The 23239-nt window shown below is 44.2% G+C and carries 15 protein-coding genes; 5 read left to right on the top strand and 10 right to left on the bottom strand.

Features of this window, described 5'->3' with window-relative positions; genetic code table 11:
* Positions 1–105: 105 nt before the first annotated feature.
* The 4 genes from DRB05_RS20155 to argR form a co-directional block, all read right to left on the bottom strand.
* The gene (locus DRB05_RS20155) at positions 106–5604 is read right to left on the bottom strand and encodes a DNA repair ATPase (RefSeq protein ID WP_128728507.1); all 5499 of its coding nucleotides are present in this window, start codon (positions 5602–5604) and stop codon (positions 106–108) included.
* Between the two features lie 71 nt (positions 5605–5675).
* The gene (locus DRB05_RS20150; RefSeq protein WP_128728506.1) at positions 5676–7853 is read right to left on the bottom strand and encodes a hypothetical protein; all 2178 of its coding nucleotides are present in this window, start codon (positions 7851–7853) and stop codon (positions 5676–5678) included.
* Between the two features lie 83 nt (positions 7854–7936).
* A complete protein-coding gene (locus tag DRB05_RS20145; RefSeq protein ID WP_128728505.1) occupies positions 7937–8548 on the bottom strand; it encodes an OB-fold-containig protein in 612 nt (203 codons plus the stop codon).
* A gap of 403 nt (positions 8549–8951) precedes the next feature.
* Positions 8952–9419, bottom strand: coding sequence for a transcriptional regulator ArgR (argR, locus tag DRB05_RS20140; RefSeq protein ID WP_095729866.1), 468 nt, complete (start codon positions 9417–9419; stop codon positions 8952–8954).
* Positions 9420–9660: 241 nt separating this feature from the next.
* Between argR and mdh the strand changes: the two genes are divergently transcribed.
* A complete protein-coding gene (gene mdh / locus DRB05_RS20135) occupies positions 9661–10593 on the top strand; it encodes a malate dehydrogenase (RefSeq protein WP_128728504.1) in 933 nt (310 codons plus the stop codon).
* Positions 10594–10656: 63 nt separating this feature from the next.
* Here mdh and serA read toward each other — a convergent pair whose 3' ends face one another.
* The 5 genes from serA to DRB05_RS20110 all read right to left on the bottom strand — a co-directional run bounded on the left by serA (position 10657) and on the right by DRB05_RS20110 (position 15466).
* Positions 10657–11886 (bottom strand): phosphoglycerate dehydrogenase, encoded by a 1230-nt coding sequence (gene serA / locus DRB05_RS20130; protein WP_128728503.1) that lies wholly within the window; start codon positions 11884–11886, stop codon positions 10657–10659.
* 11 nt (positions 11887–11897) lie between these two features.
* Positions 11898–12551, bottom strand: coding sequence for a ribose-5-phosphate isomerase RpiA (rpiA, locus tag DRB05_RS20125; protein WP_128728502.1), 654 nt, complete (start codon positions 12549–12551; stop codon positions 11898–11900).
* Positions 12552–12655: 104 nt separating this feature from the next.
* The gene (locus DRB05_RS20120; protein ID WP_128728501.1) at positions 12656–13285 is read right to left on the bottom strand and encodes a 5-formyltetrahydrofolate cyclo-ligase; all 630 of its coding nucleotides are present in this window, start codon (positions 13283–13285) and stop codon (positions 12656–12658) included.
* A complete protein-coding gene (locus DRB05_RS20115; RefSeq protein WP_128728500.1) occupies positions 13282–13815 on the bottom strand; it encodes a hypothetical protein in 534 nt (177 codons plus the stop codon). The genes DRB05_RS20120 and DRB05_RS20115 overlap by 4 nt, the downstream gene beginning before the upstream one ends.
* Before the next feature lie 139 nt (positions 13816–13954).
* Entirely contained in the window at positions 13955–15466 is a 1512-nt protein-coding gene (locus DRB05_RS20110) for a carboxypeptidase (RefSeq protein WP_128728499.1), read from the bottom strand.
* A gap of 277 nt (positions 15467–15743) precedes the next feature.
* Here DRB05_RS20110 and DRB05_RS20105 point away from each other — a divergent pair, with 277 nt between their 5' ends.
* The 4 genes from DRB05_RS20105 (at position 15744) to mrcB (ending at position 21227) form a co-directional block, all read left to right on the top strand.
* Positions 15744–16973, top strand: coding sequence for a diguanylate cyclase (locus tag DRB05_RS20105; RefSeq protein ID WP_128728498.1), 1230 nt, complete (start codon positions 15744–15746; stop codon positions 16971–16973).
* 189 nt (positions 16974–17162) lie between these two features.
* A complete protein-coding gene (locus DRB05_RS20100; RefSeq protein WP_010372259.1) occupies positions 17163–17501 on the top strand; it encodes a P-II family nitrogen regulator in 339 nt (112 codons plus the stop codon).
* A 13-nt stretch (positions 17502–17514) separates the two neighbouring features.
* Positions 17515–18744 (top strand): ammonium transporter, encoded by a 1230-nt coding sequence (locus tag DRB05_RS20095; protein WP_128728497.1) that lies wholly within the window; start codon positions 17515–17517, stop codon positions 18742–18744.
* Positions 18745–18905: 161 nt separating this feature from the next.
* Positions 18906–21227: a penicillin-binding protein 1B gene (mrcB, locus tag DRB05_RS20090; protein ID WP_128728496.1), complete on the top strand. Its 2322-nt coding sequence runs from the start codon at positions 18906–18908 to the stop codon at positions 21225–21227.
* A gap of 44 nt (positions 21228–21271) precedes the next feature.
* Here the strand turns inward: mrcB and DRB05_RS20085 are convergent, their stop codons facing one another.
* Complete coding sequence (locus DRB05_RS20085; protein ID WP_128728495.1) at positions 21272–23113, bottom strand: methyl-accepting chemotaxis protein; 1842 nt, start codon at positions 23111–23113, stop codon at positions 21272–21274.
* Between the last annotated feature and the right edge of the window lie 126 nt (positions 23114–23239).

Genomic DNA, 23239 nt, shown 5'->3' with positions numbered 1-23239 from the left:
TGGTAACTAGTTTTAGCGCTAATTGCGCTGAAATTACTTCTAGCATCCATTGCCATATATTGGTGTGCAAAGCCCTTCCTTGGGCTTTTTATGTGCGACAATTTCTTACAACATGTACGGATTTTTCGCCGGTGAAGCGTTACTAACTACAGGTCTTGATTGAATTTCCTCAAGCTTTTGTAAAACGTCTTTTAGCTGTTGCTGCTGGACTTGTTCAGCGCTTGAGTTTGCTAAGGTATTTGTCAGCAAAGTGGTGACGGCTTCAAGCGCTTTTGCACTGCTATCATCAACGTGATTGTCGACTTGAATATGTGGTTGTGCCACCGCTTCTAAGCGCTCAGACAGGTTCTCAAATAGCGTATTTTGCTGCTGACCTTGTTGACCCAATGCTTGTTGTATTTGCGCTTGGTTGCTGAGCAAGTCATTGAGTTTGCCAAGGTTAGCGAGTAGCTGCTCGTTGTTCGCGGTGTGTTTGATGGTGTTTTGCAGCCCAGCAATTTCCTCTGCGACTTGTTGCTGTGAACCGATCAATTGCTTTAGTGGTGTAGCGTAAGGTTGCTGCGTTAAAGCCTCACGTAGTTCAGTTAACTGCGTGGCAAACTCTTGTTCATTAAACACCTGAGCCAATTGTTGCAACAGCGCGCTGTAATCAAAGCTAAGCTGCTCTTTATCGAGTTTAGCGGCGATTTGCGAAAGGGATTTATTAACAAAGCTCAGCTGTTCAACGGCTAGCTGTGCAGGACTACCCTCATCGCTATTGCGGTGCAGGCGGGCATATTCGGCCTTGATTTCATGCCAGCGCGTTGTTTCTTCAGCTGTTAAGGTACCGCGTAATTCAGCCAGTTTCAGTAAGTTTTCTTCGCTGCCTTTGCTAAGTGTTTGTGCTTCACCGCGATAGTGATCTTGAATTAGGTTTTCAAGTTCACTGTCATTCATGGCAGCAACCACCTTTTCAGCCATCTTATTCATGTTACGGTAACTGCCTTGTAGCTTAAACGGCGGCTCGGTTCGATAGCTATCATCTTGCGCTGCTGAGGCAATATATTGGGCATTTACTTTGAGCACGGTGTTGCGAATAATGAGCAGCTTTTTCAGTACGCTGACAATTTCATTCACTTGCGCTTGAGAGTAATTAAACTCCAATTCATTGATGGAGATGTCTTCTCTGTCGGCAATGCGCACTAACTTGTATAAGTCTTCCATACCACGATTAGCAAGCGGCGCAAGCACTGCATTGGAAGTGAGCGTATTTTCAATAAAGCTCATGGCAAATTCTTGTTCGCAGCCACTGAGGGTGTCACCGAGATTATAAATATCGGCTCGGTTGGCAAGCATATCAGGGATCTTAAAGGATTCACCGGATTCGGTGTAGGGGTTTCCTGCCATCACAACGGCAAACTTTTTGCCTCTGAGATCATAGGTTTTACTGCGGCCATTCCACACCCCGTCTATGCGTCTTGAACCGTCACATAAAGAGATGAACTTTTGTAAAAACTCGGGGTTGGTATGCTGAATATCGTCAAGGTACAGCATCACATTATTGCCCATCTCAAAGCTTTGGTTAATCTTCTCGATTTCTTTTGCAGCGGTCGCGTTGATGGCTTGAGCAGGATCTAAAGAGACTTGGTCGTGACCAATAGATGGACAGTTGACCTTAACAAAGGTGAGTCCTAAGCAGTTAGCCACATACTCTATTAACGTGGTTTTACCATAGCCCGGTGGGGAGATAAGCAGCAACATGCCCATCAAGTCGGTGCGCTTATTGTTTCCCGCAGCCCCAATTTGCTTTGCTAAGTTATCGCCAATAATAGGGAAGTAGACTTTGTCAATCAGCTGGTTACGTACAAATGAGCTTAGCGGTCTGGGTTTAAACTCATCCAATTGCAAGCGCTGCTTTTGTGCCTCAAGCACTTGCGCTTTTAGCTGTTGGTACTGTTTGTAGGCCGGAACATGAACCGTGAGATACTCGTTACTACGGGCAAAAAAGTCTGCATAATCTAGGTGTAGTACTTGGTTCTCGATACGTGGGTGTTGGCCCATCAAACCTGAAATTTCGGTTTTTATTTCGGCTTCTTTGACTTGGTATGTGATATCTAACTGGGTAGAAAGCAAAATGCAGTTAGCGGCCTCAAGCAAGGTCTCAGTACTTTCATTTTGCTTACTGCCATAGGCGCGCAGCCAGCTGCTTAACAGGCGGCATTTGTCCGCAAGTTTAGTCAAATGTGTTAATGAGTCTTCAAGCTGTTGCCAAACGCCTTTGGCCTTTGCCATCGAGATAAACTGCTCGCTGATGTGTTTTGCAGGTGAAGCTAAGTCAAATTGTCTCGGCTTGACTTGCTTGGCAAGGGCTTTAATTAAGTAAGTAGCGCTTAACTCGCCTGAAAAACGGTGTAGCTCGGTCAAATAGCTCGATAAATTTTGTTGGCAAAATGTGGTGATCTTTTCACTCAATTCTTTGCTTAGCTGTTGGCTAAAACTATGGTCATCTAACTTCGTTGCCATCAGCTCTGCTTGTGTAGCCTGAAACGCCAATTCAGTTAGCTCAGCCTTACTTTGCTGAGTATAAAATAGCTGTGCCGCAATTCGACAGCTGGCAGGGTAGACGAGTAACTCAAGCTGTCGTTTTTGTTTCAGTAAATTTGCTAAGATCAGGCTGGCATCTTGATCATGAATGCCTTTTTCATAACCTTCTTGATATCGGGGTTCTGCAAATTTTTGTACGATAGGCAGTAAACTTCCTTCATCAACGGCAAGTTCTAGATCTGCTTGACTAAAGTCGTTGCCATCTTGCTCCGCAGCCGCTAATACTTGAGCTGCTAAGTATTCGCCTCGATACAAGTGACGATTTTCTGAGATCAGGTTTTGCTGCCAATACTTGCTTGCGTCATTGAGCTGTTGATTGACCTTGGCGTCAGGAATAGGATCAAAATATTCAGTGCCAGTGAGGTGTAACATCAGCTCTTCACCACGAGGCAGTAAAGTCAAATCAAGAATTTGTTTATTGAAACTAAACGCATGTTTGCCGATTTTAACGGTATTGCCACCATCAATGTAAATATCTTGCTTGTCTCGCAAAGCGCGGATCGCTTGATCTTTGCAGGCCTTGAGTTTGGCTTGAATATCATCCGCTTTCACTTCATCGCTCAGGCTTTTTAGCTCTTGCGTTAAATCGCGAAGCTTGCCAATCATAGGATCGGAGGCAAAATAGCTATTGATGTCGTCTAAGGTTTTGAAACTTTGTGAGCGTCGCGTCACCCCCTGTAAAATCCGCTCGGCAGCGTTTGCTAGGCTCAGGGCGCGGCGCTGTCTTTCGTCAATGAGCTGTTGTTTGTGCGCCTCAAAGCTCTCATAAACGTCATCACGTTTAGCCAAGATCTCCGTTAAAAACTCATCATACTGACTAAATTGAGACTCGAGCTCTTCTAATTGAATAAGTAAGCGAGATAGTTGGTCGTCACATTGCTCTGGGGTTTTGGCCGCGCTTAGACCGCTGGTAATACTTTGGCTGAAAAGCTTAAAACGAGCCGCGAATTCGGCTTTTGCTTCAACACTGCCCACGCTCTTTTTCTGAATTTCTAATGCTGCTTTGGCGCGGTTTACTTGACCATAAATGGCGCTGACATCTTCCAAAATTTTAGTGCGCACACGGCTATCGTCAATATCGAGATCCAGCATGGTATGGTTGAGCAAATCAAGTTCGGCGCTTAAGGTTTCCAAGGTCGCCAAAAAGCCGTTAAGCTCGGTAACACTCTCTGTTTGCGCTCTGGCTTGCTCTAAGGAATCTAGCTGCTCGTAGTAGGGCGCCAGAGCACTATCTTGCTGCAAAAACTCCGCGGTTTTATGGCTTAAACCCAAGGTTTGCTCATCAATCTGCTGCTGCATGGCAGATAGCGCGTCAAGATTGATGTACTTCACTTCTTCAAGGCTTATCACTTTGCCTTTTAAGCGTTTGAGAGACTCTAAGCTCTGGACAAATTGCTCGGCTGTTTTAAAGCTATCAGGTCTTACCTCGCGAAGCACATCTTGCATGGCTTGTTCGATTTCGGCTTCTGCGCGCCTAGCGTCGGCCTCAATTTGGCTTACCTTTTCAAATTCGTCTAGTACCTGCTCCGAGGTTTCAAAAATTTCATGTAGTTTTGCTGTGACATCCGCAAAGTCCGCCTCGGCAAGCCAATGATAGCGGTCTAAGATACTGCGGGTGAGTGCAATTAAATCTTCATAATGAAAGACCGTGGGGCTTTGTTCGTTAATGGCTTTGAACACACTGTATAAATCAGAAATTGCACGTACTAAATCCGGATTGCCTATCCGGCCAAATAAGCCGGTTGCTCGAGGGGCTTGTGCGGCAAACTCGCTGCCACAAAATGGGCTTTGCCAGATTTGAATAGGGTGCACGCGCTCAGGCTCAGGCTCTGCTTTAAAGGTTAGCGCTAAGCCATCATCATAGATACCATAGCCATGACAATAGATAGGATTTTGCAGGTTTTTCTCAATAATATTGTAAGAGAAAAGTGCGTAACGACCCTCGTTTGGTTCGTAGAAGATATACAGTACATCTTCACCGTTGGGTGATTTGATCTGGCGATGGAAAACTAAATCGTCCAGTTGGTCGTCAAAATAGCGTGTTTGCCCCGATTGTAAATAATAGCCACCAGGAAAAATAATCCCTTGGTTCTCAGGTAATTGAACACAGGCACCACCCAGCGCATCTTGGCGCAATACCTGCTGGGTGCGGCAATTATAAATAAAATAACGCCACTGTTTTTCTCGGTAGGGAAGTAACTTTAACAGCACCATTTCGCCAACTTCGGCAAAACGTAAATCACAATCTGCAAGTGATTGGCTGGCGTCATCGACGGCTTCTTGATAAATACCTTCACCGCTTTGGGTATTGTTTTCTATTTTTACGGTGAGTTTGCCACCCGATACTTCAATAAACACTTTGTCGTTTACATTAATATGTGGGTGACGGCCTTCGACGTGATCGGCGCGGTCGGTTTTTTGCCATTCAAAGTCAAAGTTTTCCACTTCACCTATGTCACGCTCTCCTCGATTATCAATATAATCTAAGGTTTCGTCTTTGGCGATTTGCCAGCGGAACACACGAACATCGGAGAGCTTTTCGCCAATTTGAAATAGCGCAAAGAGCTTGTTTGATTTAACAAATAGATGTTGTAGCCGGGTGTCTTTGTAATATGTGTATAGTTCATCAAAGTCCCGTAAGAAACGTTGGTCAGTGAGGAATTTGGTTTCTTGCGGATAAGGTTCTATTTCGTAGTGGTCTTCTTGCAAGTGCAGCTTTTGTACGGTGAATACATCGCTGACTTGGGTATTTTGTTTAAGCCCCATAAACACATTGTAAGCAAAGATAAGCTTGTCGCCGATCAGCACGATATCGCGCGGTACACAGTTATGCTCAGTACGCACTCTTGCTCGACCTTTCACTTTAAGCTCGGTGCTTCCAAAAGTGTCAACACGCTGTTGGTTGAGTTTATCTATTTGGCTTTTTAGATCATTACCAAAGTTACCAAGTCGGCGCTTAATCAGTTGATAAGAGTCTTGTTCGAGCGTTCGCTCTGGCGCTTGTTGCGTTGCTTCCGTCATTCTTTACTTTCCTATTGTGCGCTGTCGCAAATGGGGGAGAGGAGCCAAGAAGATTGACTCCTCAAGGTTAATTACTCTAGTGGTTCGCTTTGTTTACTGCCATTTAACGAGCCGCCAAGTAACTTGAGTAGCTGCTGTTTGTCCGCATCTGAGCTATTACTTAGTTGTTGGAAGAACTTACTCATGTTGATGTTTTTTAGCGTTTCTGACGACGCATTAGCACCAGCTAATACCCCTTTTAGATCGTCCATCAAATTACGCTCACCGTTTAGGTGATCTTTGAATACGGTTTGTACCGTCTTACTTTCGCCGACTAAGCCGTCAATTGACTTGCCTACTGTGATGGCATTCATAAACTGGTTAAAGAACTGGCCGTCGCCGCCCATAAAGTTGATATCTGCACCGCTCAGCGCTTTACCTAATACTTCAGCCTGACTTGCAGAAACCTGCTTGTTCGCTTCGATATTCGCAAGCGTCAGTTCTTTCTGTTGGTTTAGCTGTAGTGTAAAGCCTTCGTATTCACGGGCGTCTTTATCCATCTTATTAAGTGCTTCCAGCTTCTCCGTAAGGCCTTTAGCTTCTGCCGACATCTTACGCTCAAGGTTGATAGCTTCTGCTTCACCTTGTTTTTCAATTGCCTCAGCCATTGCTGCTTGTACTTCAGCTTCTGCCAAACCAATTTCACGTTTGCCTTGTGCTTCGGCTTCACTTTGCTTCTTAGTTGCTTCAGCCATTGCTGCTTGTACTTCGGCCTCGGCACGGCCAATATCACGTTTACCTTGCGCTTCGGCTTCTAGTTTTTGCTGTAGCACTTTGGCATCTGTTTCGCCTTGTATCGCACTTGCAGTGGCTTTAGCCTTGATGATATCAGCCTCAGCAAGACCTGGTGCGGCAGCCTCAACCTGAGCAGCCTCTGCAAGAATTTTCTTCGACTCAGCGGTCTGGTTCGCAATACGCAGCTCCGCCGCAGCCATTTTTTCCATTTCTCGGGCTTTAAATTCAGCAGCTTGTTCTTTGGCTTTAGCTGCTTCAATATCTTTAACCAACGCCTCTTCGGCTTCTGCTTGAGCAAGAATAATTTTCGCTTGCTTTTCTCGTTCAGCTTCTGCAATACATTGTACGTCTTTGATACGCTCCTGTTCTTCAGCAACGGTTTTCTCTACGGCAACACGTTCGCGTTGGACATCGGCGATTTCTTTTTGCTCGACTTCCAGTGCTTTGGCTTTTTGGATACGTAAAATTTCGGTTTCGCGTTCGCGCTCAATAATTTCTATCTGGCGAGAGCGTGTGACTTTTTCTTCTTCGATGCCGAGTAAGCGAAGGCGATTTTGCTCTGCAACATCGATTTCACGCTGTTTATTGTGTTCTGCAATTGCAATTGCTTCGTCCGCTTTGAGGCGTGCTTCTTCGGCTTTTAAGCGCTCTTCATGCTTAACACGTTCAGCTTCTGCGGCTTCGCGAGCGCGCACTGATTCGATTTCACGGCGCTGTCTTGCGCTAGCGTCTTCTTTTTGTCTCTCGACTTCTGCGGCTTTTTCAAATGCTGCTTGGTTTTGGTTGTCGATTTGTGCTTTTTCATCGCATTTAAGCTGGTTAGTTTCCACGTTTTGGCGTGAGGTTTTTTCGGTAATACGGCGAATACCTTCAGCATCAAGAATGTTATTTGGATCTAACTTGTCGATTGAGGTTTGTTCAAGATAGTCAATTGCGACATCCTCTAACGTATAGCCAGATAAATCTTGTCCAATCACTTCTTTAATAGAATCTCGGAACTCGTTACGATGTGTAAATAGCTCCTCAAAATTCATGCGCTTACCAACGGTTTTCAAGGCTTCGGAGAATTTTGCCTCAAATAATGCTTGTAAGGTTTCTGGTGCCGAGGCACGTGCACAGCCAACTTGTTTCGCAACGCGTAGGATATCTTCTTTGTTTTCGTTTACGCGAATGTAAAAAGTGATGGCGATGTCAGCACGGATATTGTCTTTACAGATCAGGCCGCTATTTTCACGACGCTCCAATACCATGCGGTTAGTTGAAATATCCATGACTTCCATTTTATGGATCACGGGTAGCACAATGCCGCCCGTTGTTGTGACATCAGGCTCATTTTTCATCTTGTTGATGATCAATGCCTGACCCTGTTCGACCTTGCGGTAGAACTTTCCAATCAGAAGTAGAATGGCAAAAATAATGACGATGGATATGCCCACGATTGCGAGCACCGGTCCGAGGTTGTTTAGAAATTCCATGTTTTTTCCTGCGTTGCGCTATGTTGTTTGAGTTGGTACTAGCTATGCCAACTCGTTCCTAAATTCCGTTATTTTCCGTACTATTACCAAGGTTTAGCCACAATCGTGTAGCTATGTGTAAGGGGGTCATGTTCGATAAGTAAGGCATTGTCTCCTAGTGTGAAAGTGTTTTCTTCGTCCGAGCGCACTTCGATAAGTTGCTCTGTTCCTTGAATATATACTCTGGCTTGACCAAACGTGTTGTTAACTCTTGATGTTGCAATAACGCATTCGAGCCCAACCAGCGCTTGCTTTGATGTGGTTTCTTGGCTTTCGAAAAAGCGTCGTAGTGGCCTTACAATGACGGCGGTTAGTGGTAATGCAACAATGAGGCTAGCAAGCATAAATACCGTGCCCATCAGGTAGTAAAAAATGCCATTACCCAGCAGGTAAGCAAAAAACTGTTGCACATAAATACTGGTAATCCAGCCTAGCGCGATGATTAAACTCAATGAAATACTCACTGGGACACCACCAAAAGCGACCTCCCAAAAAGAACCAGAGCTTGCGCCTTCGGCTTCAATATCAACATCGCCTTCTAAGATATCGATATCAGCAAAACCAAGTAAAGCAATTAACCAGAACAACAGCACAATCAGTAGTAGTGTTGAAAAAATAACAGTGGGAAACGTAAATGCAGTATTTAAAAATTCCATTGCTGTTCCTTAGTTCCTTGTATTTCCATTTTTTGCGGTAGGGGGCCTATCAATGTTATTAGGTGTCTCTAATTTGTCAGAGCGATTGAATCCCCGTTCCGTATCATAGGATAGTGAGATGATTGAGTAAAGAGAATAGCGAGCAGATCCAATGAGCTTAAATGCCGCCGAAAATAAGCTATAGAAGCTAATCAATCAGCTTAAAAAACTATCCACGCGTAATGAGAAAATCCCACCTTGCGTTTCTAAAGTTGCCACACACGGACATATTATGTCAAACATTTTTTGCTGTAAAGATAAGCAGTTTATTCTGTTTATTGTAATAGTGAGAAAGCGTAATTGCTCAGAGGAAAGTACCAGAGTAAGTGCTAACTTGTGAGTCAGCACTAATAAAAATAACAGACTAAACGTTATCGAACAGGGTTTTTACTTTGTCTAAAGTAATGTCGATTTCAGAGACTTTTGCAGGCGCAATGAAAATCGTGTCATCGCCAGCAATGGTACCTAATACGCCATCTGCGGTACCTAAAGAGTCAAGTAATCTTGCAATTAATTGTGCAGCCCCCGGGCTGGTTCGAATTATAATCATCATTTCGTTGTGCATAATATCAACGACTAACTGACGCAAAGGACTTTTTGCTGTCGGTACGCTCATTTCTGCGGGTAAACAGTAAACCATTTCTTGCTTAGCATTGCGTGTACGTACAGCACCAAACTTGCTCAGCATGCGCGACACTTTACTCTGACTGACATTGTCAAACCCTTGTTGTTTTAGAGCATCAACAATTTCGCCTTGAGAGCCAAAGTTTTCTTCTTTTAAAATGGCTTTAAATGCTTTGATAAGTGCTTCTTGTTTTTCTTGCGGCTGCATAGTCTGTCTTCTTTTACGGCTAATCTTTAAATTCTACACAAAACCACTAAGATTCCCAAATTTGCGCGACCAAAATGACAGTCGTAAAGCATAAATAGACAAAGTGTCGCGATCTTTACACTTTTATTTAAGACATTAGTCAAAAAATCTCGAAAATAACCGTGATTAATTTGTGTTTAACAGCGCTTTTCATTATCTTTACTGCACACTCAATTCCACCTTCAAATTATGGAGAATTCAAATGAAAGTTGCTGTATTAGGTGCCGCTGGCGGTATCGGTCAAGCTCTATCTTTATTGCTTAAAAATGGTCTTCCAGCTGGCTCTGAGTTAGCGCTTTATGACGTTGCACCTGTTGTACCTGGTGTTGCAGTTGACTTATCTCACATCCCAACTGCGGTAAAAGTAGCGGGTTATGGTAAAGACGACCTAGACCCAGCTCTTGCTGGTGCTGACGTAGTGCTTATCCCAGCTGGTATGCCTCGTAAGCCTGGTATGGACCGTGCTGACCTATTCAACGTTAACGCAGGTATCATCAAGACACTTGCTGAAGGTATCGTTAGAAACTGCCCTAAAGCACTTGTTGGTATCATCACAAACCCAGTAAATGGCACGGTACCAATCGTTGCTGAAGTGTTCAAAAAAGCAGGTACTTATGATCCAGCTCGCGTATTCGGTGTAACAACGCTTGACGTTATCCGCGCTGAAACTTTTATCGCAGAGCTTAAAGGTCTAGACGTTGCTGAAGTTAAGATCCCAGTAATTGGTGGTCACTCAGGTACTACAATTCTACCTCTACTTTCTCAAGTTGAAGGTGTTGAGTTCACTGACGAAGAAGTTGCTTCACTAACAACTCGTATCCAAAACGCGGGTACTGAAGTGGTTGAAGCTAAAGCGGGTGGCGGTTCAGCTACACTTTCAATGGGTGCAGCAGCAGCACGTTTCTGCTTCTCACTAGTGAAAGGCTTACAAGGTGAAGAAGTACTTGAGTACGCATACGTTGAAGGTAACACAGGCGACGCAACATTCTTTGCACAGCCAGTCATCCTTGGTAAAAACGGTGTAGAGAAGTTACTTCCTTACGGTGAGCTAAGCGCGTTTGAGCAAAAAGCAAAAGACGACATGCTAGCGACACTTGAAAAAGACATCAAAGAAGGTGTTGATTTCATGGCGTAAGCCAAATTGATACAAAAAAACCAGTCGCTTCACAGTGACTGGTTTTTTTATGCTTGATTCTTCTTAGTGAAGAATACGTGCTCTGATAGTGCCTTCAACCGCACTTAACTCTTTCAACGCCACTTCAGAGTGGTCACTATCGACGTCGATAACCACGTAACCAATAGATTCATCCGTTTGTAGGTATTGCGCCGCAATATTGATACCGTGCTGAGCGAACGCTTGGTTGATTTGCGTTAATACGCCTGGGCGGTTTACGTGTACGTGCAATAAACGACTTCGGTTTGATAATTCAGGTAGAGAAACCTCTGGGAAGTTAACAGCCGTGACTGTTGAACCGTTATCTGAATACTTCGCCAACTTACCCGCGACTTCCACACCGATGTTTTCTTGTGCTTCTTGGGTAGAACCACCAACGTGTGGGGTTAGCAGAACATTATCAAACTCGCGTAGTGGTGAGACGAATTCTTCATGATTAGATTTTGGCTCAACGGGGAATACATCGATAGCAGCGCCGGAAAGTTTCTTAGCCGCTAATGCTTCAGCTAAGGCGTCGATATCAACAACCGTTCCACGTGATGCGTTAATTAGGATTGCGCCTTGCTTCATCACTTCAATTTCAGCCATGCCAATAAGATTTTTGGTCTGTGGCGTCTCTGGTACATGTAAACTGACTACGTCCGCTCTTTGCAGCAGTTGCGTAAGCGTGTGTAACTGCGTGGCATTGCCGAGCGTTAACTTATCTTCGATGTCATAAAACTCGACGTTCATACCGATATTCTCAGCCATAATGCCGAGCTGGGTGCCGATGTGACCATAACCGATAATACCCAGCGTTTTACCACGGGCTTCGTACGAGCCGTCGGCAGATTTATCCCACTCTCCGCGATGCGCTTTTGCGTTACGTTCAGGAACACGGCGCAGTAACAAGAGAATTTCACCTAATACGAGCTCAGCTACAGAGCGGGTATTAGAAAATGGGGCGTTGAATACGGCGATACCACGTTTTTTAGCAGCATCTAAATCTACTTGGTTGGTGCCGATGCAGAAGCAGCCAATAGCGACCAGCTTTTCAGCCTGTTCTAGTACTGCCTCTGTAAGGTGGGTACGTGAGCGGATCCCGACAAAGTGAGCATCTTTGATCCGCTCGATCAGCTCAGGCTCCGGTAAGGATGTTTTAACGTAGTCTATGTTGCTATAACCGTTGCGCTTTAGTGTCTCAACGGCGCTTTGATGTACGCCTTCTAATAACAAAATTCGAATTTTATCCTTTGATAACGAAACCTTGCTCATCTGTAATCTCACTAGTTGATTTTAGGCCCTTCTGGAGTGCCTGTTATTACAACGTCAGCGCCACGTGCGGCAAATAAGCCGTTAGTCACAACGCCAACAATCTGGTTAATTTTTTCTTCAAGCGCTTTTGCTGCGCTAATTTCTAGGCCATGCACATCAAGAATGACATTGCCGTTATCTGTGATAACGCCTTGGCGGTAAACCGGATCGCCACCTAGTTTTAGTAACTCTCTTGCCACGTAGCTACGCGCCATTGGGATCACTTCAACAGGTAGTGGAAATGCGCCTAGCGTCTCAACATGCTTTGTATTATCAACGATACAAACAAATTTCTTGGCAACTGCTGCAACGATTTTCTCGCGCGTCAGTGCTGCGCCACCACCTTTTATCATTTCGTTGGTGTTATTGATTTCATCTGCGCCATCGACATATACCGCAAGCTCTGACACATCGTTTAACTCGAAAACTTCAATACCAAGTGCTTTTAGCTTCTCTGTTGAGGCTTCAGAGCTTGATACTGCCCCTTTGATTTGATCCTTGATACTGCCAAGCGCATCAATAAAGTGATTTACCGTTGAGCCTGTACCAACCCCAACAATGGTGTTTTCTTCTACATAGTTCAAAGCTGCCCATGCTGCGGCTTTTTTCATTTCATCTTGAGTCATAACGCTACACTTAGTTGTCATTGAAGTTGTATGGAGTATAACTCAATCAAAGTGTCAGCGTCATGGTCAAAAGCGCCTCAAAATGCGCTTAACTATTTGCCTGCTCAATTATTTTTTGGCCAAGTGTACAGTTTGGTTGGAGTGAGGATAGTTGGGAGCGGTACATCCCAAGCAGCTGTTGGTAAGCTTGGAACTTGCTGGCAATCATGAGCAAGACCAACAAGTGCTGGTTTAGCTCGCTGCTCAGCGTAGTGTAACGCCAATGTTCTATCGTAGTACCCACCGCCCATACCGAGGCGATTACCTTGCTCATCAAAAGCAACCAGAGGCATCAAAAGTAAATCCAATGATGCAAGCGGTGCTACTGCTGAGCAATCTAACTTAGGTTCCAAGATAGCATAGCGATTTGCCTTCATGGGTGAGTTTTTTTCATACTTCTGGAAGAGCAGATTAGCATGATTAAAGGGGTGGATTACAGGTAAGAAAACTTGGTGTTTTTTATCCCAAAGTGATTGAATTAAAAGGGATGTATCTAGTTCGCCATCGTTTTGTATATAGACCCCTACATTAGCATTTTTAGGTAGCTCTATATGTTGAAAAAAATTAATGTTTAGGTTTGTCGCAGCTGCTCTCTGTTGCTCTGCTGACAGCGAATTTCTTGCGTTTCTAATCATTTTTCTCAAATTAGTACGAACAACTTGAGATTTATTTATGTTGCTATTAGTTTTATTCATTCTAGCGCGAGCCACTCAGGGAAAAACAAACTTACGCCAAGCAGAATAAATAATACAATGAGTACAGCGAGCAGATAATATAGCCAAGTCTTCGATTTAGCAGGAGGGCTAGGTTCAAAGTCCAACTCATCGAATAGTTCTTTAGACTCCCACTCTTCGTCTGCTGTATCTTCAATTTCAGTATGAGTGGTGGGGGCTATGCGCTGTTCAAGTTCCTCTAATCGCTCTTCGATACGTATTAGACTGCTCGTAATGTAATCTAGCGCTTCAAATACGCGCTCTTGATCTGCATTGGTTGGTGCGGCGGTTGTTTGGCCTTGCAGCTTGGCATTGATCCCAGCGCTTGCAAGTAATTTTACCTGTTTCAACGCTTTGGTTTTATCTGCAGGAGCAAACAAGTTTTTGCCAGCGTAAAATTGCTGAATCTTTGAGGGTGAGGTTTTCAACCGTTCTGCCATTGCGATAGCGGCGCTTTGTTGATCCTTACCGTCGGCCATGCCAACGAAGACGACTTTAAACTGCTCGTTCATGGTGCGTGCCTAAGTTGTAGAGAGATTGTATTGAGTATATCTAGATTATAGGTAACTGTAGACGGATAAAAGAAAATTTTTACAATCTGGTGCACGTTAAGATAAGTGACCGCTTGCGCGGCCACAGTTGGTTGGAAATTTAGTAAAGCGCTGACTGATCCACTTTTGGTGTTGTTTTTAAGATAAACTTGCGGAGATCTTCGTTCGACTTTTGTAAATCTTCATGACGCAGGTACATCATGTGCCCGGAGCGATAACCTTTAAAGCTTAAGCGATCACGCATTTTTCCGCTCGGATCGAGTTGCCACATATTGTATTTGGCATCAAAGTAATTCGTTGCGCCATCGTAATAGCCAGATTGGATCATCACGTTTAGGTAAGGGTTTTGTGCCATTGCTAATCGTAATTGCTCACCGACATTATTATCGCTGTTATCCCAAGGGTGAACGGAGCCAAACATATTGTATTTTACATCGGTTTTATAGGTGAGCTCGGTTGCGAAGTAATGGTTAATCGCAGGGGTAAATGAATGCAGCCAAGAGGTTAGCTCAGGCCAATAATCAGGGCGAGAACCAGCGTCTCTTTTATCAATACCAAGATAGCGTGAGTCTAATCGGCCTAGCGTATAGCCACGGTCACGCAACAGTTCTTTCCAAAATGCCGCAGTAGGAATATCTAGGTTGTTTTGAGCCACAAAACGTTCGCTTAAACCACTATATTTAGCGACGGCCTGTGTCACACTTTGCCTTTCTTGGGGGCTGATAAATGCGCCTTTGGCGAGTGCGGGAAGATATTTTTCAATCGTATATTGTTCAACCTCAGCCAGTACTTCCAGTAAATCTTTATTTTGCAATTCAGAAGACAACGCTTTGTGGTACCAAGCGGCAGCAGCGTAATATGGCAAACGGTTTGCTACTTTAACAGGACCTTCTCGCTTAATGCCGATCTCCGTCGGAGATACCAACACCACGCCATTGAGATAAAGCCACTGATTGTTTTGCATCGCGTGCGCAAGGCCTGACACTCGAGTCGTGCCGTAGCTCTCACCAATCAGGTACTTAGGGGAGAGCATGCGCTCATTGCGGTGAATAAATGTATTGAGCCATTCGGCTAAGTACTTAACGTCAGCATTGACGCCAAAAAACATCTTTGTTTGTTCGGCTTTAGTCGGATATTTACCTTCAGCATTTTTTAGTACGCGAGAATAACCTGTGTTGACTGGGTTTACATAAACAATATCGGCAACATCTAGCACTGAATATGGGTTGTCTTTCAGGCCGTAAGGCTGCAATGGGTACCCTTCGTCATCAATTTTTAATACTCTTGGGCCAGTATAGGCAATGTGCATCCACACGGAAGCAGAGCCAGGACCACCGTTAAATGATATCAATAGCGGTCGCTTGCTCATATCTTTGATTTTTGTGCGCTTATAGTACGTGTAATGCAGCGTTGCAACTGCATCGCCGTTTTCGTTCCACACCGGCTGCGTGCCCGTTGTCGCGGTATAGTTAATACGTTCGCCTTTTATTTCGGCTCTATGCTCAGTTGTTATTTTATGATCTATCTCAATGGCGCGGTTGTGCTCTTCAGCTATGCTTGGCCTCGAGAGTAGAGCACAGCTCACGATCAATAGGGGCAGTAGTTTTTTCATTGCTTCCTCGGTAATGCAATAAGTGTGTCTGCATTAAAGAAGTATTTCACCCGAAATTCAAAGTCATTGAGACAAACTGAACAAAAAAAACGGCAAGTTTGAAAAAATAGGCTGTTGTAACCTCACATATCGAAAAGTAACGAATTTGAGCCGATTTGGTTTTTTTTGGTTCAAGATTCGCGTATATTTGGTACTTAATTATGTAGTAATAAAGTATTTAGCCCCGTTAAATTCTTGTTTCACTGCGCTTCTCGTTGTACTTAAGAGATTTCATTCCATGCAAAGAATTTTAATTGTTGAAGACAGTAAAGTCGTACAACAGGTATTGCGACATCTTGCTGCCCAGCATCTTGATGTTGAAATAGATTTTGCTTGGTCCCTCAAGGAAAGTAAGGCCTTTTTAGCACAGCACCAATATACATTGGCGCTGGTTGATTTAACGCTGCCCGATGCGATGGACGCAGAGGTCGTGCAGCTTACGCTCAGTCATAAAATCCCCACCGTGGTGCTGACTTCAAAAATAGATGAATATAGCCGCCAGCAAATGCTTGAAATGGGTGTGGTGGACTATGTGATTAAAGACAACCGCGATTCATATCTATATGCGGTTAAGTTAGCATCTAGATTGTTGAGAAACCAAGGTTGCAAGGCGTTGATAGCCGATGATTCTGTGATTAGTCGAGCGGTAATGAAGCAAATGCTTGAAAAGCAATTATTTACGGTGCTTGAGGCAGAAGATGGTGAACAGGCACTGGAGATGTTGCTATCTGACCATGAAATTAAACTGCTACTGACTGACTTTGCAATGCCGACGATGGATGGTTTTGAGCTGGTGAAATCCGTTCGCAATAGTCGTGGGCGAGATGAGTTGGCCATCATCGGTTTGTCTGGCGCCGGAAGCCATGGCTTGTCAGCAAAGTTTATCAAATACGGCGCCAATGACTTTTTGGCAAAGCCGTTTATGAGTGAAGAGTTTCATTGCCGTATCATGCAGACGATGGAACAGCTTAATTTGATTGCAGAAATCAAAGAATATGCCCATCGAGACTATTTAACAGGACTTTATAATCGCCGCTATTTCTGTCAGCAAGCGGAGCGTTTAATCAAAAACAAGCCGGGTCAGCATATATTGGCATTGTTAGACCTCGATCACTTTAAATCTATTAATGATCAATATGGCCATGAAAGCGGTGATGATGTACTTAAACAGGTCGCTGATTTACTGCGTAGTGCATTTGGCCACTATATTGTCGCACGTATTGGTGGCGAAGAGTTTGCGTTACTCATTCCAAGCTCCGATATGAAGGTGGCGCAGCAAATGTTGGAAGATTTCCGGGAACGTCTTGCTCAGCAGGCATTTAATATCCCAGCAGGTAAGTATTATTGCACCATCAGTATTGGCCTCGCCGCTTGCCAATCAAAGAGTTTAAGCGAAGTGATGCGCAAGGCAGATAAGGCCCTTTATAAAGCGAAAGACAAACAACGCAATTGCGTTATTGCGCATTAGTTTTTCGTTATTTGTGTGCTTATGCACCAACTCTGTTCAGTCTTAATATCAATGCACCTAGATGGTGCATTTTTTATGCGTAAAATTCCATCCCCCACTTTAATTCATTGTTAATTAAGGAATAAAAAATTTGGCACAAAGGTTGGATTACTGCATACAACAGGATCAACTGTCCTAAGGGGACTCAGCATGAAAATGATAAGTGCAATAATAAAACCATTTAAGCTTGATGAGGTACGTGAAGCGTTAGCCGATCTGGGGATTGAAGGCATGACGGTTGTTGACGTTAAAGGGTTCGGACGTCAGCGCGGCCATACCGAACTGTATCGCGGTGCAGAATATCAAGTCGATTTCATTCCAAAAATAAAAATAGAAATTGCGACGTTAAGCGAAAACGCTGAGCGCGTTGTGGAAACGGTTACAAAGGCTGCATTCACTGGAAAAATTGGTGACGGAAAAATCTTTGTTTACGACTTAGACCAAGTTGTTCGGATCCGTACCGGCGAACTTGATGAAGAAGCCATTTAAGGGGAGCCAAGCGATGGAAAATACAATAATAGAACTACAATTTTCATTAAATACTTTTTACTTTCTGATCTCTGGCGTCTTAGTTATGTGGATGGCAGCCGGATTCGCTATGCTTGAAGCGGGATTAGTACGCTCAAAAAATACCACTGAAATCCTCACCAAGAACGTCGCGCTGTACGCTATTGCTTGTACTATGTATCTGCTTATTGGTTACAACATCATGTATGTTGATAATGCCGAAGGTGGGGTTTTACCAAGTCTTGGCACGCTCATTGGCAGTGCTGCTGACGACGCCGACCATGCGCTGCAATCTGACTTTTTCTTCCAAGTGGTATTTGTTGCAACGGCTATGTCAATTGTCTCGGGCGCTGTTGCCGAGCGTATGAAATTGTGGGCGTTTTTAGCATTTTGTGTGGTGTTAACTGGCTTTATCTACCCGCTAGAAGGTTATTGGACATGGGGCGGTGGTTTCTTATCTGAGCTTGGCTTTGTTGATTTTGCAGGTTCTGCCATTGTACATGGTGCTGGCGCTGCAGCTGCACTTGCGGGTGTCCTGTTACTTGGTGCACGTAAGGGCAAGTATGGAAAAAACGGTGAGATCTATCCAATTCCTGGTTCCAACATGCCCCTGGCGACACTTGGCACCTTTATTTTGTGGATGGGATGGTTTGGCTTTAACGGTGGTTCTCAACTGTTCCTTGCTGATAAAGAAAATGCCATTGCTGTCAGCCAAATCATGTTAAATACCAATGCGGCGGCGGCGGCAGGTGCGGTTGCTGCACTGTTGGTGTGTAAATTAATGTGGGGCAAGGCAGATTTAACTATGGTGCTAAATGGTGCACTAGCAGGTCTGGTGACCATTACCGCTGAGCCTGCCTCTCCAACACCTGTATTAGCACTGATCCTTGGGGCGCTAGGTGGTGCATTGGTAGTGTTTAGTATCGTTGCGCTAGACAAAGCAAAAATTGATGATCCTGTCGGTGCTATTTCTGTTCACGGTATATGTGGTGCGCTAGGTGTGATGATGGTGCCATTTTCAAACTCAGACGCCACTTTCCAAGGTCAGGCTGTGGGACTTATTACCATTTTAGGTTTTGTTTTCATTGCTTCTTATATTGTCTGGAGTGTATTGAAAGCGAGCATGGGGATCCGCGTTGGCGAAGAAGAAGAGCTAAGTGGTATGGATCAACATGATTGTGGCGTAGATGCCTATCCCGAGTTCGTGACAGTTCGCGGACAGTAATACCAATTTGGCTCTCGGTCAATATTGTAAAGTTCTCGTTGTCTAAACAAAGTGAGTCCAGTAGGACTCACTTTTCTTTATAAATATTATTCTACTTTCAGCAGTTGTTAATTTAGGTTACCCTACCATCTTGCGATTCATTTTTTAGTTTTACTTGGGTCATGACGGATAAAAAGAAAAGAACATCTGCCAAAAAATCAAACGTCAAAGCGAACACTTCGCGTAAAAACAATACCCAGCAAAACGGTTCTAAGATGCAAAGAGTGAAAAGCCGTGTACTGAGCTCATTGTGGTCTTTCTTTTGGAAGGGGACCATTGCGGCGATATTCCTTGTAGCAATCTATATCATCTACCTAGACGCGAAAATAAGCCGGCAGTTTGAAGGCAATAAATGGGAACTTCCTGTTCAGGTTTATGCCAGATCGATGCAGTTTTTCCCTGATCAGTTCCTAAATGAGGATGAAGTGTTGTGGGAGCTGAAACGGCTTAATTATTCCCGTGTAAATCGTATCAGTCGTACCGGTCAGTACATTGTTCAAGGTCGCACAATCACCATCCATCGTCGCGCATTCGAATTCTACGATGGCCCAGAAACCGCACGTATTTTTACGCTTAATTTTGCTGGTAAGAAGCTTGCCAATATTGTTGATAATCAAGGTCGACGCTTAGCCGGCGCTCGCTTGGAGCCGGTGCAAATTGCTCGGATCGGCAATGAATCGCGTCAAGACAGAGAGTTTGTTCCGTTCGATAAATTCCCTAATATTTTAAAAGAAACACTGCTAGTGGTAGAAGATAGAGACTTTTACGAACATCATGGCGTTTCTGCGCTGTCTATTTTGCGTGCGCTGTATGCCAACATCAAAGCTGGGCGAACCGTGCAAGGTGGTAGCACGCTTACGCAACAGCTCGCAAAGAATTTTTATCTCACTAGAGATCGCACCTTAATTCGCAAGGTGAATGAAGCATTCATCGCATTGATTTTAGATTTTCGTTACAGCAAAGATGAAATTCTTGAAGCCTATTTAAACGAAGTGTTTTTAGGACAAGCCTATAATCAGGGCGTTCATGGTATGGGGCTTGCGGCCGACTTTTATTTTGGTAAGCCAGTCGATGAGCTTGAGTTTGATCAGGTCGCTATGCTAGTTGCGATGGTTAAAGGGCCATCTTTTTATAATCCAAGACGTTACCCTGAACGGGTAATGGAAAGGCGCGATTTAGTCTTAAGGTTGATGGTAGAAAATGGCCTTATCACAACGCCCGAATATCGCGCAGCGCTGGCAAGGCCGATTGATGTACAGCCTCTAAAAGCGAGCCGTATGCAGTCATACCCTGGATATTTGGAGTTGGTGAATCGCGAGTTAAAGAAGCTTGTGCCTGATGATGACATCGTAGACTCTGGAATTCGGATTTTTACCTATCTCGATTTACAAAAGCAAACGGCGATGGAAGATGCCGTTAAAAAGGGCTTACCTTACCTAGAGCGTCGCTTTAAAACGGAAGATCTAGAGACTGCAATGCTGTCAGTCAATGTTGAAAAAGCGGGCGTATCTGCGTTAGTTGCTGGTCGTCAGTTGAAGTTTTCAGGTTTTAATCGGGTATTAGACACCGAGCGCAATATAGGTTCACTGGTCAAGCCCGCTATTTATTTGAGCGCTTTGTCGAATCCAAACTATCACCTAGGTATGCTACTTGATGATAGCCCCCTTGAAGTGACAGATGGTTCAGGTAGGGTCTGGTCTCCAGAAAACTTTGATCATAAATTCAGAGGCCAAGTGCCAATGTTCGAAGCGTTTAGCAATAGCATCAATATTCCAGCAGTAAACCTTGGTCTAGATGTGGGGGTCAATCGAGTGGCGCAAACTTTGAATGATCTTGGTGTCTCTAAGTCTATTCCACTTTATCCTTCTTTATTGTTGGGGGCGTTAGAGCTATCCAGTTTTGAAATTGCACAGGCGTACACCACACTTGCTGCAGACGGTAAGCAGAGCAAGTTGACCAGTGTCATGGCTATTACCGATTCACTGGGTAAGCTGGTATACGAACACCCAGTGCAAAAAAGCCAAACCCTAGACAGCGACGCGGTATACATGACGAAATATGGCATGAAGAGAGTAACCAAAAAAGGAACGGCTAAACGTCTTAACCTTCACTTTCCCTCTATTCAACTTGCAGGGAAAACGGGGACTAGTAATGATTTAAGAGACAGCTGGTTTGCAGGCTTTGATCAAAATACGGTCACCGTTGCTTGGATTGGTCGTGATGATAATAAGCCAACGGGATTAACGGGCAGCCAAGGTGCGCTTGAGCTCTATATTCGTTATCTTAAACCACTGAACCCACAAGCGATTGTTGATGAGCGTCCAAAGTCCATTCGCTGGGCGTTTATCAACCCGAAAACGGGCAAGCAATCGCCTCCGAGTTGTGGTCCTGTATTACAGCTACCTATTAGAGAGAGCATGTTCGAACCAAGGCCCAGATGTTGAGCCAAGTAATGACAGCTAGGATCTATTGATACTAGCTGTCAGTCTTAGGCTTTAAATTTATCGATTTCTCTATTTAAACTTTGTGATAGTTTACCAAGTTTTTTTGCATCGCTTTGAGTTGCTCTTGCAGAGCCCAGTGTATGTTGTGCTAAGTTACTGATCTCAGATGATTCATTCAATGCGTGTTCAGTCGCTTGGGTTTGTTGTTGCACTAACTGACTGATCAGTTTCCCTTGTTCATCTATGTCTCGCATGCTTTGCTCTGCGTGCTGAAGCACTTCATTGATTTCATTGGCTGCGATAACACTTTGCGCCATATTATCTTCACTGCTACGCATTTTGTCTTGCGTGTCTCTGGACGCGGCTTGTAGTGATTGAATAATATTATGTATTTCTTCTGTTTGTTGCTGTGTTCTTTGCGCAAGCGTTCGAACCTCATCCGCTACCACCGCAAACCCTCTACCTTGTTCACCTGCACGAGCTGCTTCAATCGCGGCATTGAGCGCAAGTAAATTGGTTTGCTCGGCAATCTCTCTAATCGCAGAACTCACTTGGCTAATGTTTTGCGTGTCTTCCGCGAGCTTATCTAAGGCCGCACGACTTTGTTGAAACTCAGCTTGTAGTTCGGTCATTTGTCCTGCTAAGGCTGTGGTATTGACGCTGCTTTGTTTTACTTGTTTAGCTGCTACGGAGGCCAGCTCTGTGGCGCTAAATGCGGCGTCCTCGACTGAGCGAGCAGACTGCGCCATATTCTCGAGTGAGTGGTGGATAGACTGGATCTTATTCTCCTGCTGTGCGACATCCTTCTCAGTATCTTGGCTTATTTGGTTGAGTGTTTTTGTTGCTTGCTGCAGCTCGTTACTACTTAGTCGAACGTTACCAAGTAAAGAGATAAAGGCGTTTAGTACCGCATTAAATTGTTCAATAATTTGACTAAGCTCGTCGGAACCCGTTGTCTGCGCTTTGATGCTTAAATCCCCTCGAGAAGCGCTCTGAGCGGCATGTGAGAAAGTCGTAATGGTACCCATGACAGAGGAGTAAAAGCCAACCATAAGATAAATGGCAATAATTAGTGCGAGTAGTGAAGCCAAGGCAACAGTGTTCCTTATCCACTGTTGTTGGTTTTGTTTTTCAGCGACAAGCGCGGCAAGTGTGGGTGTCGCAACATTAACAAACTGCTTGATAGCATCACTTGAACTTTGATAGTAACGGTTAAATTGCGCTTGTGAGAGTGCCAGCTCATCAGGATCTAACAAGCCTGTTTTCACCGCTTGCTGATAATCTGACAGGCTAGACTCAAGCTCAGCTAATGGTTGACTGAGCTGCTTTTTGAGTTGCTGACTATCATTGATTGCAATATTGAGTTTGCCGGAGAATTGTGTAGTAACGCCTGGGAGACCCTTGTTTAAATTGGACAGTGCAATAAAGCTATCAGGAGTAAAGCTTCCCCTTTTGATGATATCGCGTGCTTGCGCTTCAATTTGATTGATTTGCGATATTAATCTTGGCGCAGATTCAACAAGCGTGCGATTCAGGTAACTGCGTCCAAGATCATCATCGACGGCAAGTTGAGATGCAATAGAGAGCTGCTCAAGGGCGCTTGCACCTGCGGCATTCACTTTGGGCAACTTAGCGCGTTGCAATAAAATTGAATTATCGGAAGCTTTACCCGCTAATATATTTTCCAACATGCTAGGGTAAAGCGTGAGCCCCTGTCTTTGCATCTCACTGACAGAGATGGAATGGTTAAGTACGCCATTCAGAAAAAACAAGCTGAGGCTTAGCGGTAGTAATAAAATACCAAATACAACGGCCATTTTGGTTTTGTATCGCAACCGCGCCATCAAACGGGTTGCAGGATTAATTAGCGTATTAAATCCAGCCATCACTTCCTCTGTATGATAGTTTTAACTTTGCATAGCGTTATTAACTAAATGCGCTTAAATAACTTGAGTCTAGGTTATACCAATTGAATTAATTCTCTAATCAATTTGAAGGGTGAAATAGCATAT

Source organism: Pseudoalteromonas sp. A757 (assembly GCF_004103285.1).
Classification (GTDB): Bacteria; Pseudomonadota; Gammaproteobacteria; order Enterobacterales; family Alteromonadaceae; genus Pseudoalteromonas; species Pseudoalteromonas galatheae.
Note: the sequence above shows the minus strand (reverse complement) of the source record. Positions and strands in the feature narration are given on the sequence as shown.

Excerpts from the sequence above, each read along its gene's own strand:
- mdh (WP_128728504.1), top strand. The coding sequence starts at position 9,661 with ATGAAAGTTGCTGTATTAGGTGCCGCTGGCGGTATCGGTCAAGCTCTA.
- rpiA (WP_128728502.1), bottom strand. The coding sequence starts at position 12,551 with ATGACTCAAGATGAAATGAAAAAAGCCGCAGCATGGGCAGCTTTGAAC.
- DRB05_RS20150 (WP_128728506.1), bottom strand. The coding sequence starts at position 7,853 with ATGGAATTTCTAAACAACCTCGGACCGGTGCTCGCAATCGTGGGCATA.
- DRB05_RS20085 (WP_128728495.1), bottom strand. The coding sequence starts at position 23,113 with ATGGCTGGATTTAATACGCTAATTAATCCTGCAACCCGTTTGATGGCG.
- argR (WP_095729866.1), bottom strand. The coding sequence starts at position 9,419 with ATGCAGCCGCAAGAAAAACAAGAAGCACTTATCAAAGCATTTAAAGCC.
- serA (WP_128728503.1), bottom strand. The coding sequence starts at position 11,886 with ATGAGCAAGGTTTCGTTATCAAAGGATAAAATTCGAATTTTGTTATTA.
- DRB05_RS20120 (WP_128728501.1), bottom strand. The coding sequence starts at position 13,285 with ATGAATAAAACTAATAGCAACATAAATAAATCTCAAGTTGTTCGTACT.
- DRB05_RS20115 (WP_128728500.1), bottom strand. The coding sequence starts at position 13,815 with ATGAACGAGCAGTTTAAAGTCGTCTTCGTTGGCATGGCCGACGGTAAG.
- DRB05_RS20155 (WP_128728507.1), bottom strand. The coding sequence starts at position 5,604 with ATGACGGAAGCAACGCAACAAGCGCCAGAGCGAACGCTCGAACAAGAC.
- DRB05_RS20145 (WP_128728505.1), bottom strand. The coding sequence starts at position 8,548 with ATGGAATTTTTAAATACTGCATTTACGTTTCCCACTGTTATTTTTTCA.
- DRB05_RS20110 (WP_128728499.1), bottom strand. The coding sequence starts at position 15,466 with ATGAAAAAACTACTGCCCCTATTGATCGTGAGCTGTGCTCTACTCTCG.
- DRB05_RS20100 (WP_010372259.1), top strand. The coding sequence starts at position 17,163 with ATGAAAATGATAAGTGCAATAATAAAACCATTTAAGCTTGATGAGGTA.
- DRB05_RS20095 (WP_128728497.1), top strand. The coding sequence starts at position 17,515 with ATGGAAAATACAATAATAGAACTACAATTTTCATTAAATACTTTTTAC.
- mrcB (WP_128728496.1), top strand. The coding sequence starts at position 18,906 with ATGACGGATAAAAAGAAAAGAACATCTGCCAAAAAATCAAACGTCAAA.
- DRB05_RS20105 (WP_128728498.1), top strand. The coding sequence starts at position 15,744 with ATGCAAAGAATTTTAATTGTTGAAGACAGTAAAGTCGTACAACAGGTA.